The 12,096-nt window shown below is 34.3% G+C and carries 11 protein-coding genes; 6 read left to right on the top strand and 5 right to left on the bottom strand.

What is annotated here, in order from left to right; genetic code table 11:
- Nucleotides 1-130 precede the first annotated feature (130 nt).
- The 4 genes from Q0845_RS01045 to Q0845_RS01030 all read right to left on the bottom strand — a co-directional run bounded on the left by Q0845_RS01045 (nt 131) and on the right by Q0845_RS01030 (nt 4,690).
- Nucleotides 131-976 (bottom strand): helix-turn-helix domain-containing protein, encoded by an 846-nt coding sequence (locus Q0845_RS01045; RefSeq protein WP_298507805.1) that lies wholly within the window; start codon nt 974-976, stop codon nt 131-133.
- Between the two features lie 479 nt (nt 977-1,455).
- On the bottom strand, nt 1,456-2,679 hold the full coding sequence (locus Q0845_RS01040; protein ID WP_298507802.1) for an AbiH family protein: 1,224 nt from the start codon (nt 2,677-2,679) through the stop codon (nt 1,456-1,458).
- A gap of 130 nt (nt 2,680-2,809) precedes the next feature.
- Nucleotides 2,810-4,126 carry a branched-chain amino acid transport system II carrier protein gene (gene brnQ / locus Q0845_RS01035; RefSeq protein WP_298507799.1) on the bottom strand — a complete coding sequence of 439 codons (1,317 nt, stop codon included), beginning with the start codon at nt 4,124-4,126 and terminating at the stop codon, nt 2,810-2,812.
- Nucleotides 4,127-4,129: 3 nt separating this feature from the next.
- Entirely contained in the window at nt 4,130-4,690 is a 561-nt protein-coding gene (locus tag Q0845_RS01030) for a hypothetical protein (RefSeq protein ID WP_298507796.1), read from the bottom strand.
- A 48-nt stretch (nt 4,691-4,738) separates the two neighbouring features.
- Here Q0845_RS01030 and Q0845_RS01025 point away from each other — a divergent pair, with 48 nt between their 5' ends.
- Both Q0845_RS01025 and Q0845_RS01020 read left to right on the top strand, forming a co-directional pair.
- On the top strand, nt 4,739-5,521 hold the full coding sequence (locus Q0845_RS01025; protein WP_298507793.1) for an alpha/beta hydrolase: 783 nt from the start codon (nt 4,739-4,741) through the stop codon (nt 5,519-5,521).
- A 257-nt stretch (nt 5,522-5,778) separates the two neighbouring features.
- On the top strand, nt 5,779-6,009 hold the full coding sequence (locus Q0845_RS01020; RefSeq protein ID WP_298507791.1) for a hypothetical protein: 231 nt from the start codon (nt 5,779-5,781) through the stop codon (nt 6,007-6,009).
- Nucleotides 6,010-6,081: 72 nt separating this feature from the next.
- On the opposite strand, the gene thiL is transcribed toward Q0845_RS01020, so the two are convergent.
- A complete protein-coding gene (thiL, locus tag Q0845_RS01015) occupies nt 6,082-7,128 on the bottom strand; it encodes a thiamine-phosphate kinase (RefSeq protein WP_298507789.1) in 1,047 nt (348 codons plus the stop codon).
- An 89-nt stretch (nt 7,129-7,217) separates the two neighbouring features.
- Here thiL and Q0845_RS01010 point away from each other — a divergent pair, with 89 nt between their 5' ends.
- The 4 genes from Q0845_RS01010 to Q0845_RS00995 are packed head-to-tail and all read left to right on the top strand — an operon-like array spanning nt 7,218 to nt 12,092.
- On the top strand, nt 7,218-8,645 hold the full coding sequence (locus Q0845_RS01010; protein ID WP_298507786.1) for a choice-of-anchor B family protein: 1,428 nt from the start codon (nt 7,218-7,220) through the stop codon (nt 8,643-8,645).
- A gap of 37 nt (nt 8,646-8,682) precedes the next feature.
- Nucleotides 8,683-9,936: a choice-of-anchor B family protein gene (locus tag Q0845_RS01005; RefSeq protein WP_298507783.1), complete on the top strand. Its 1,254-nt coding sequence runs from the start codon at nt 8,683-8,685 to the stop codon at nt 9,934-9,936.
- Between the two features lie 3 nt (nt 9,937-9,939).
- Complete coding sequence (locus Q0845_RS01000; RefSeq protein WP_298507780.1) at nt 9,940-11,331, top strand: hypothetical protein; 1,392 nt, start codon at nt 9,940-9,942, stop codon at nt 11,329-11,331.
- 2 nt (nt 11,332-11,333) lie between these two features.
- Nucleotides 11,334-12,092 carry an MbnP family protein gene (locus tag Q0845_RS00995; RefSeq protein ID WP_298507778.1) on the top strand — a complete coding sequence of 253 codons (759 nt, stop codon included), beginning with the start codon at nt 11,334-11,336 and terminating at the stop codon, nt 12,090-12,092.
- Nucleotides 12,093-12,096 lie beyond the last annotated feature (4 nt).

Raw genomic sequence — 12,096 nt, 5'->3', positions numbered from 1 at the left:
ATGCTATTACAAAAGAAACAGATTGGCACGTCACTATGTTTCTCGCAAAGACGTATCTAACATGTCTAAAATCTAACAGCGAAGCGATCTAATATCTAATAGCGAAAGCGGTCTAACAATCTAGATAAATCTACTTCTTATATTCCGCCTTAAAGGAAAGTGGCGATTTCTGAGTTGCTTTGGTAAAAAAACGTGTAAAATAAGCAGGATCGTTAAAACCTAAATCAAATGCAATCTCTTTTACAGAATGTTCTGAATATAATAATTGACGTTTGGCTTCTAAGATGATTCTACTTTTAATGAAGTCACTCGGTGTAATTGTTCCGAGTTTTTGAAAATGCTTGGTGATGGATTTTGGCGAAATTCCCAAACGATCTGCATACGCTGAAACCGAATGCGTTTTTTTGAAATTCTGTTCTACCAATACACTAAAATCTTTGTAGAGTTTGGTTTCTGTTTCTTCTTTCACTACAAAATCGGCTGTCTTTACACGTACCGAATGAATGATGAATTGCTTCAAATAGCTTTGCAACATATCATACTGTCCGGAGTTTTCATTATTGAATTCTTCAATCAAGTCTTCCAACAACAAACTCAATCGCTGAATATCTTTTTGCTTTGGAATCACATAAGGCGAATCGTATACATTATTAAACAACACGCCATTACAAGAAATCTCTTTGTCGTGTGTTTGAATGCAATAAAAATCTTTTTTAAAAGAAAGTTTGTACGCTTCTTTAATTTTCTCTGAGCTTACCGAAAAGACTTGTCCTGGCGACAAAAAGAAAATAATATTTCCTTCAAACGTATATTCTTCAAAATCGATATGATACGTTCCTTTTCCTTCTTTAATCCAGTAAATAGTGTATGAATCTACTTGTTCAGGTTTACTAACAACACAGGCTTTTTCAAATTGCACAACACTTAATGAAAAAGTATCTTGATACGTATAGTTTGTAATATCTTGAACTGCCATTTGTATTTTTTCTTTTATAGTTTAGATTGATGTAACATTGGTCGTAAAAGTTAGTGTTTATTTACGTAAAAAATTAGATTTGCAATGCTTTTAGAACGCTAATGCTTTTAGATATAAGACCGTTTCGCTTTTAGATTTTTTCTAACGTCACTTCGAGTGGTTTTTCGTAATGAAGTGAAGAAAAATTGTATCGAGAAGTAATTTGAAATTCATAGCTGTTCTCGATACATTTTTATGTTTGCTTTGCTCCATAAAAACACTCGAACTGACGATTGGTGTGAATATTTATAGAATTAATTGTTATCTACACACTATTCGTGAATTCGTGACAAAAAACAGTTCATAAAAAAGACTTTCAGTTATAAAGCCTTTAACCACGAATTCACGAATATTTTCTAATGTACTTGTCAGAAGGTACTATCTTCACTTTTTACTAAATCGTTTGTTGATATCATAAAAATCGAACTGACATTTTGAAACTATTTCTTCTTAGATAACTGAATCTGTGGCATAGGTTCACATAATGTTTTCTCTACGATTTTTGTACGCATGAGTTTCTTATCGTTAAAATGTCTAGAAATATTTTGAATGATTTCTGTATAATTATCATACTCACCATTTTTATAATAGAATACTTTAATCGAACGACAATTCTCATGTTCAAAAATAGTATTCAGTAAAGTTCTATCAGACAAACCACAAGAATGTCCCATTATAATGACTTGAAACTTTTCTGAATCAATATACCGCAATACATCTTTGTAATTGGAATTTTGCACATATTGAAACGACTTAAAATAGCGTAAATATTCATTATCGTCCATATCTTCGATTAGTTTGTAGTCATCATCCATTTCGTCTCCAAAGCCGAATACGATATTCTCTTCTAGTTTCCCATGAATATGGTTTATTTTAATTAGTGAATTGCCTCTATCATCTAGTCTCTTATATTCATAATTATTCAAAGTATTTGTATAATTAAAATTAAGAATTTGGCTTTTATTTTTTGATATATTATTAGAATCCCTTCTCTTCGCTTCTAATTCTAAAAAATCTAGTTTATCTTTTTTTGATGAAAGTTCTCTTATAAAACTTTCATGCATCTCTTCGTAATTAACAGGTTCTATAATTTCAATAAAATTATCATTTCCATAGCTAAAATCATAAGCCTCTACTACATTCTTTTGTAAATATCTTTCTAATAATTGTTTTACCTGCTCAAACTCTTTATGAAGTTTTAATACATTATTCCTTCTTATTCTAATACGATCACGACTTCTTACAGGTGCTTTTACTATACTTTTAAGTTTTTTATAATATTCATTTTCAACATCTACCCAGTTTTGAATGGATTGTATTTCATTCAACTCTTTAAAAAATTGATTTTTAAATTCAAAGATTTTTATTTTATGTTTATTAGTAGTGTCTTCTGGATAAATAATTTCATATTCAACATTTGTCTTTTCAAAATCATTTTTATTTATATAAAAATTAATGCTTTTTATAAATTCTTTGTAGTTCAAAAATGGAATTCCAAAAAGAAAATCATTGAATAATTCATCTATATGTACAGTCTCTTTAATTAAATCATTCAAATACCAATCTGGTAAATCCCGCCAAAAAGCATCCATAAAATTGTTATACGATGTTGGCAAGCCATGGGCTAAATCAAATCCGTTACCTGCAATGATGAGTTTGTTCATGAGTTTAAAACTATGATGATATACTATTAAATTTTACGTTTTGTGTATATCTCGACTGCGCTCGATATGACAATAGTAAATTACATAAAATTTGTAAGAATTTTATTTTAAAAATGAAGTAATCTAAATTTCAGCTTAAAGATTTATATTCCTCATTTTTCTGCTGAGAGAATAATACTGTCAACACAAAAACAACCAATGCAGGTAATACCCAACCAAAATCAGCCGTTCCTAGAGGAACATTTTCTCGTATGGTAACAATGATTTCATTGGTTGGATAGAAGAAGTTAATGGCGTCTACCAATCCAAAGAGAAACGTTACCAACACGACTGCTCTAAATACTAATGGTGTTGCAAATTTTTGCGGTATGACATTTAAAAAGATCAACACAATTGCTATTGGGTAAATAAACTTTAAGATTGGAATAGCAATTACAATGATATCGTGAAAATCCAATTGTCCTACACCAACACCTAATATACATGCTACATTTGCAGTAATTATATACGCGTTTTGCGAACCTTTAAACAATCCTTTAAAATAATCGGCAGTTCCTGTGGTGATTCCCACAGCAGTGGTAAAACACGCTAAGGCAACCAATACACTTAAAAAGGCAGTTCCTATATTTCCTAAGGTTTCTGTACTTATGCCACGCAATAAAGTTGCACGAATATAATCGCTTCCCTTACTCATATCAATTTCTATTTCATTACTAAAATATGAACCGAGCAATATCAAACCTGCATACATAACAAACAATCCAATACCCGCAATCCAACCCGATTTTGCAATGAGTTTTTTCTTTTCCTCAAATGAATTGTCTCCTTTTAAGTTTAATGAAATAATAATCACTCCACCAATCACAATGGCTCCTATGGCATCAAAAGTTTGGTAACCTTCCAACAATCCAGTAAATATGGGCGAACCTTCTATCATAGAAGTTGCAACTTCTTGATGCGGCATAAACAAACCAATTGCAATAATGAGCAATAGAATGAGCACAATTAATGGTGTTAGAAATTTTCCAATAAAGTTGAGAATCTTAGAACGATTCAACACAAAAACCAATACCAACGCAAAATAGATACTACTTGTGAGTAAGGCGCTGGTTCCAAAATTGGGAAATATAGAAATTTCATGTGTAGCAGCTGCCGTTCGCGGTGACGGAATGGCTACTGAAATGATATAAATGATGATACAAAATACGGTGCTAAATATGGGAGATACTTTTTTTCCAAAGTCGTACATAGTTCCTTGCAATCGCGCATGCGCTAGAATTCCAAAAATCGGAATAATGACCGCCGTAATCATAAACCCGAGTGTTACCCAAAACCATTGATCTGTTGCTTGATATCCTAATAATGGTGGTAATAATAGATTTCCCGCACCAAAAAACATAGAGAATAAGGCGAAAGCAGTAACAAAAAGTTCTTTATTTTTTGACATTGATTATGTGATTTTTTTAATTCCAGCAGTTAGCAAACCAATAAGAACATATAAAATTCCTAAACCGATACAGATAAATTTGATCATCGCAGTTACAAAAGCAAGTGTAGACCAGTGCGGTTCTAAATCGCCATAAAATAATTGAAGCAACGCAAAGTTTTCTACCATGTCCAAAATTCCTGCCCAAACAACTACTCTAATCATGACAATTCCGAATCTGTACGCTAAACTTTCTCGATTTGTCCAAACAGTTCTTCGCACACGATGAATTACTAAGCACAATAAAACTGTATATGTAATGATAAAAATATAATCGAACCATAAACTCCATTCCGCCGATTGCATTGCTCCTGTGGTAGTTTTCCAAGAGTCTAAAATTTGTGTACTACAATCGAGTGTTTTGGCTAGTTCGAACGAAATAATTCCTAAAGGAGCTGCATCATTTTTAAGTAACGTATCAAAATGCACCATACAACTTCCTGCCAATATAAAAGTAGCTATTGCTAAGATGAGTAGCTTCTTCTCAGCAGCAGGTGATAATTTTTGAAAAATGGATGATAACATTTTTAATTTTTGGTATTACAGCTAGCGAAAGATACATATTTTTGCGACATGCAACAGTTTGTGACTTATAAAAATATAGAAATTGCCTACACAGTTTCGGGCAAAGGAAATGCGTTGGTCTTTTTGCACGGTTTTTTAGAAACCAGTACCATGTGGCAGCCATACATAGATGTTTTTTCTAAAACTCACAAAGTCATCACAATAGATTTATTGGGTCATGGAAAAACACCGTGTTTAGGATATATTCACACCATGGAAGAAATGGCAGAAACGGTTTTTGCAGTCGTAAAAGAACTCAAATTACGCAAAATGCATTTGATAGGTCATTCTATGGGCGGTTATGTAGCATTGGCTTTCGCCGAAATGTATCCTGACTATGTAAAAGCTTTATGTTTAATCAATTCTACATCAAGAGCAGATAGTGAGGTACGGAAAGTAAATCGCGATCGTGCTATTAGAGCTGTAAAACACAATCACAAACAATTTATACGTATTTCTATTGCAAATTTGTTTCGGCCTAAAAACCGAAAAATCTTTGCTCAAAAAATTAAGGAAGTCAAAAAAGAGGCTTTGACAACTTCTTTACAGGGAATTGTCGCTGCTTTAGAAGGCATGAAAATTAGAGAAGATCGGGAAGTATTGTTGCATTTTTCGCCCTATAAAAAAATGATGATTATTGGAAAACATGATCCTGTATTGGATTTTGACGATTTACTCGATCAAACAAAAAACTCAGAAGTCGATGTTGATATTTTTCCTGATGGCCATATGAGTCATATTGAAAATAAAGAAGACTTATTATTTTCGCTAGAAAAATTTGTAAGAAATTAGACAATTCCCACTAAAATTTATCTTAACAGATTTAAAAATATGTTGTCTAGATAAACTCACGTAAGAAAATACATTTTTGCTACATAAGATTTTAACTTCTGATTTTCATAAAAATCATTTTTAACATACCATTCACCTAAGCTTAACATGCATTTCATCTAAAAAATGCAGCTTTTCATCGGACTTTTAAATTGGAATATGTATATTCGAAGTAACCAAAAGAAAACTTACTTAACCTACTTATTGTAATGGAAAATATGAGTATAAAAACTACTTTTTCACTCGGAAAAATGTACTGTAGCGTATTCGGTCATCGCTACAGAGTTACCAAAAAAGTTACTGCACACGTAAATGAATACCAATGCATGCTTTGTAACTGTGAAGCTACTACCGACGACAAAGGAAAAATTACACAACTTACACCACAACTCAGAGATATCAACGAAACGTTGACTTCGTTCCATAAAAAGAAAAATCCTGCGTTTTAATAATTTTCAAAATTGAAATTGAATTTGAATTAGAAATATCTAAGGTATTGATATGTTTCTAATTCAAAACTTCTATTGATCCATAGCATTCCAACCTTGCGCTTGCAACGGAATCTTTGTGTTTGCTCTTGTTATCAAATGAATACCTTCGCTTTCTTGCGTCATATGTCCAATCACTGTTAGATTTGGATTTGCTTTGATTTTTGGAAAGTCTTCTTGACTAATAGTGAATAATAATTCATAATCTTCGCCGCCACTTAAGGCAACCATCGTACTATCTAAATTGAATTCTTCACAGGTAGAAATTACTTGCGGATCTAATGGAATTTTATCTTCATACACATTACAGCCAACACCTGATTGCTTGCACAAATGCATGATTTCAGACGACAAACCATCACTGATATCAATCATAGAGGTTGGTTGCACTTCCAAATCTTCCAATAAAGGCGGAATATCTTTTCTAGCTTCAGGCTTTAATTGACGCTCAATGATATACGAATACATGTCTAAATCTGGTTGACTGTTCGGATTTACCTCAAAAACCGATTTTTCACGTTGTAACACTTTCAATCCTAAAAAAGCACCTCCAATATCACCGGTAACTACTAATAAGTCATTCGCTTTAGCGCCATTTCTGTAAGCAATTTTCTCTTCCGAAATCTCACCAATAGCAGTTACACTAATGAGCAAACCTTTTGTAGAAGAAGTCGTATCGCCACCAATAACATCTACATTATACATCTTGGCTGCCAGTTGAATTCCTGCATACAATTCTTCCAAAGCTTCCAAAGGAAAACGATTGGAAACTGCAATGGAAATCGTGACTTGCGTAGCTTTCGCATTCATGGCATAAATATCAGAGACATTCACCACAACCGCTTTATAACCTAAGTGTTTGAGTGGCATATAACTCAAATCAAAATGTACACCTTCTACCAGTAAATCTGTAGAAACCACCACTTTTTTTGATTCAAAATCCAATACAGCTGCATCATCACCTATTCCTTTCACTGTAGACTTTTGCGTAATCTTGAAGTTTGCTGTCAAATGATCTATCAATCCAAACTCTCCCAAACTTGCTAACGATGTTCGCTGTTCATCCTTGTCTTTTAACATGCCGTAGTAGTATTTATTAAGTTAAAATTATTATTTTAGTCCGCAGTTTTTAGCCTCGATCTTATAAAAACGCAAAATTAGCCAAAAAAATGACACGTATTGCACGAAACCTACTCTTTGTTCTTGCACTTATTAGTATTTCCCCTTCCATAGCCCAAATGGTTCCTTGTACTGGCGGATTTGCAGGTGTATTTCCTTGTGACGGATATGATTTATTATCCAATGTACCAAAATCAACCTTCAGTAATGAAGACGGAAGTGATATTTGGGGCTGGACAGATTCCACCACAAATAAAGAATATGCTCTAATTACTTTTGAAGATAAAACTTGCTTTGTCGATGTTTCCGATCCTGTAAATCCAATTTACTTAGGAAACATTCCAACCAATGCAGGTACAAGTTTTTGGAGAGATATTAAAGTATATAATAATTACGCATATATTGTAGCAGATAATGTGGGAAGTCATGGAATGCAAGTGTTTGATTTAACACGATTGCGCAATGTGACGAGTCCTCCACAAACATTTACTCCGGATAACATTTTAACCGATGTAGGAAGTTGTCATAATATTGCAATTAATGAAGATACTGGTTTTGCGTATCTCGTGGGTTGTAATACTTTTAGTGGCGGACCACATTTTGTAGATCTTTCTGATCCTGCGAATCCTGTTTCTGCTGGTGGATATTCAACCGATGGATACACACACGACGCACAAATTGTAGTTTACAATGGTCCTGATGTAGAGCATCAAGGAAAAGAAATTATGATTGCTAGTAACGAAAATGAAATTGTCATTTTAGATGTTTCAAACAAATCTTCTGTCGTACGCTTGTCAAGAGTTGATTATACAGATGTTGGATACACACATCAAGGTTGGCTTACAGAAGATCATCGTTACTTTTATTTAGGAGACGAAGAAGATGAAATTGATTTTGGATACAATTCGCGTGGTTTAGTATTTGATTTTGCGAATTTAGATAATCCACAATTTATCAGTTCATTCACTGGAAACTCTAGCGCAATTGATCACAATTATTATGTAAAAGGAAACAAATTATACCAAGCGAATTATACTGCTGGATTGCGAATTTTAGACATTACCAATCCTATGAATGTTACTGAAATTGGTTTTTTTGACACACATCCAGAATCGAATAATACCACTTTTTTTGGTGCTTGGAGTGTGTATCCTTATTTTGCCAGTGGAAATTTAATCATTAGTGATATTGACAGAGGTTTAATCATAATTCGAGATAGTAACACTTTAAGTACTGTAGAAGCGCCTTCTTTCGATTTTATGATGTATCCAAATCCTGCTTCAAACCATACCATGATTAGAGCTGGCGAAAACATGCTGATCCAAACAATAGAAGTTCGCGATGTCTTAGGAAAAAAAGTTGCTGAACATACCAATATCAACGAGATTCTATTTCAACTACCTGTATCAAAATTTCCTTCAGGTATGTATGTCGTAAAAATAAACGATACTACTTCTCAGAAATTAATTGTAAATTAAAGAGTTAGTTTTTGTATCACGCAAAAAAACATTGAATATGAAAAAGATAAAAAAATGCCTTCTCTTTGTGGCAGCACTAGCCATTTGCGCTTGTGCAGATGATGACAGAGATCCAATTCAACCAGGTGAAGTTCCTAATTCATTAGCATTTCCAGATGCTTCTATTTGTGAAAATGGTTTTGCAGGTCCATATCCTTGTAATGGTTATGACTTAATGGGACATATTTCTCTAAATACCTTTGGTGCATTAAGAGGAAATGATTCTTGGGGCTGGACCGATCCGCAAACCAATCGTGAATATGCGCTGATTGGAACAGATGCAAATGCTGCTTTTGTAGATATTACCGATCCTACAAATCCAATATACCTAGGGAACTTGCCAACACAAACTGTATCTAGCAATTGGAGAGATATTAAAGTATATAATAATCATGCATTTATTGTAAGTGAAGCACCAAGTCACGGAATGCAAGTATTCGATTTGACACGCTTGCGAAACGTTCCAAATCCACCAGAAACATTTACACCAGATGCTTGGTATGACGGTTTTGGAAGTGCGCACAATATTGTGATTAATGAAGAAAGCGGATTTGCCTACGCCGTTGGCGCCATGACACTTGATGATACTATTTTTTCCTTTGACGGCGGACCACATTTTGTAAACATTCAAAACCCAACAAATCCTGTAGCTGCTGGCGGTTATCCTGATGATGCCTATTCTCACGATGCGCAAGTCATTACCTATAACGGTCCTGACAATGAACATATTGGAAAAGAAATTTTAATTGGGAGCAATACAAACGAAGTTGTTATTGTTGACATCTCTGATAAAGCCAATCCAATTCAAATATCTAGAATTGGCTATGCTAACATCGGATATACACATCAAGGTTGGTTCACAGAAGATCAACGCTATTTTGTTTTAGGTGATGAATTGGACGAACTTAATTTTGGTTATAATTCACGCAGTATTGTATTTGATTTGGAAGATTTAGACAATCCAGCCTTACAAATGACATATACAGGTCCAACAGCTGCCATTGACCATAATGGTTATGCAAAAGGCGATACTTTTTTCTTAGCAAACTACACTGCGGGAATTCGCGTGTTAGATATTTCTAGTATTGGTAGTAGTGTTATTCAGGAAGAAGGATTCTTTGATACGTATCCTGCAAATGACGATGCCATTTTTAGAGGTGCTTGGAATGTATATCCGTACTTTGAAAGTGAAAATATTATTATCAGTGACATCAATTCTGGATTATTTATCATCCGTAAAAACAATGAATAATTCATGATGCAACACAAAACATATTATACGTTTTCTTTATTCATAGTGTTCGCCTTTTTAGTAAGTTGTTCCTCGGATGATGGAAATGCAGGCGATACAAATGATACTACAGATCCAATTGTTTTTCAAGGAGAAATTGACTGGGTAAAAACGCTTGGTGGCACACAAGAAGACACCGCACAAGATATTACCATAACTGCCGATGGTGGTTATGCTATTGTTGGCTTTACCGAAAGTATTGATGGCGATATTACCGACAATACTTCGGAACAAAACAATTATTGGGTTGCGCGTTTAGATATCGATGGAAACTTACTTTGGAGTAAAACCTATGGCGGAACTGCGGACGATCGTGGTGAAGCCATTAAAACGACTGCCGATGGCGGATTTATCATTACTGGATACAGTCGTAGTGCCGATGAAGATGTAAGCACAAACAGCGGATTTTATGATCAATGGATTGTAAAACTAGATGCTAGCGGAAATATTCAGTGGGAAAAAAGTTTTGGTTTCTCTGGAAGTGATCAAGCATTTGATATCATGCAAACGAGTGATGGCGGTTATTTTACTACTGGATTTTTAGATATTACCGCTTCTGGCGGACAAGGAAGTTTTGGAAAACCAAATGCGAATAATGGTAGTTTTTCAAATCCTGAACATGGTGTAGGCGAATATTGGTGCCATAAGCTTGACGCGAATGGAAACATTGTTTGGAGTCGCTATTTTGGCGGAACTAATAACGATCGCTCCTACTCGACTTTAGAAACCAACGATAACAATTTCATCATTGCAGGTTCGTCTGAAAGTGATGATTTTGATGTAAGCAATAGTCAAGGAAGCTATGATTTTTGGGTGGTAAAAATAAGCAATACAGGCGATTTGATTTGGCAAAAATCATATGGAGGTACTGGAATTGAAATTGGCTATGATATTGCCAAAACCAACGATGGAAATTATATTGTAGTTGGTGATACGAGAAGTACCGACGGAAACGTTTCTAATTTGAAAGGCTCTGCAGATTTCTGGGTACTTAAAATTAGCGATACAGATGGCGCATTGCTTTGGGAACGTACGTATGGCGGAAGCGATTTTGAATCGGCACGTGGCGTTACTCCGTTACAAGATGGTGGATTTGCTATTGTAGGAAGCGCAAAAAGCAATAATGTTGATGTAAATTCTAATTACGGACAGAATGATTTTTGGGTGATAAAAATTACAGACACAGGAAACTTAACGTGGGAGAAAAACTTTGGCGGATCGCAATTGGATATTGCTTTCGGAATTGTAGAAACCAATGATAAAAAACTTGTCATTGCAGGAAGTACACAAAGCAACGATGGCGATATCACGCAAAATAAAGGCATCAAAGATGCACTCATTATCAAAATAAAATAAGTATGAAAAAGATAATATATTCACTCTCAATATTCACATTAATATTAGCATCATCGTGTAAAGACGATTCTGATGCTATTGAAACCTCAGCGGTAGAAATTACGTTTGACAATCGTATTTCGGCTGGTGAAGATTTAGATTTAGGAACTACGGTGTATGTTAACCAAAATAACGAAAGTGTTGTTACAAACGAACTAAAATATATCATTTCAAACATTGCCTTAATTCAAGATAACGGAACTGTTTTCGAATATCCAAAAGAAGACTCTTACTTTGTTATTAATGAAGCAGATCCAAGTAGTTTGACATTGAGTTTGACAGGAATTCCTGTTGGAAATTATACGCAAATCTCGTTCGGAATTGGCGTTGATCAATCCAAATATCCGTTAGATGGTGGCGTATTAAACTTCATTCCTCAAGCAGAAGAAGCGGGCATGTTGTGGAATTGGGCAGCAGGTTATAAATTCATCAAATTTGAAGGAACGTATACACCACAAGGTGGCACGGAAAGTCCATTTGTAATTCATGTGGGAAGTCATGGGCAAAACTTAGATAATTATAAATTTGTAACACTTCCATTGGCAAACAACATCAATATAGCTACAGGGAATACAGCTTCTGTGAATGTAGAAGCGTATGTTAAAAATATTATTGATGCTACCAATCAAATCAAATTAGAAGATACTAGTGACATTCAGGTAGATCCTATAAATGCACCAAGAATCGCGAAAAATTTAGAGAGTACATTTAGCGCACTATAAAAAA

It is taken from the genome of uncultured Kordia sp., assembly GCF_947489565.1.
GTDB lineage: Bacteria > Bacteroidota > Bacteroidia > Flavobacteriales > Flavobacteriaceae > Kordia.
The sequence above is the reverse complement of the archived record's forward strand: the minus strand, read 5'-3'. Positions and strand labels throughout refer to the sequence as shown.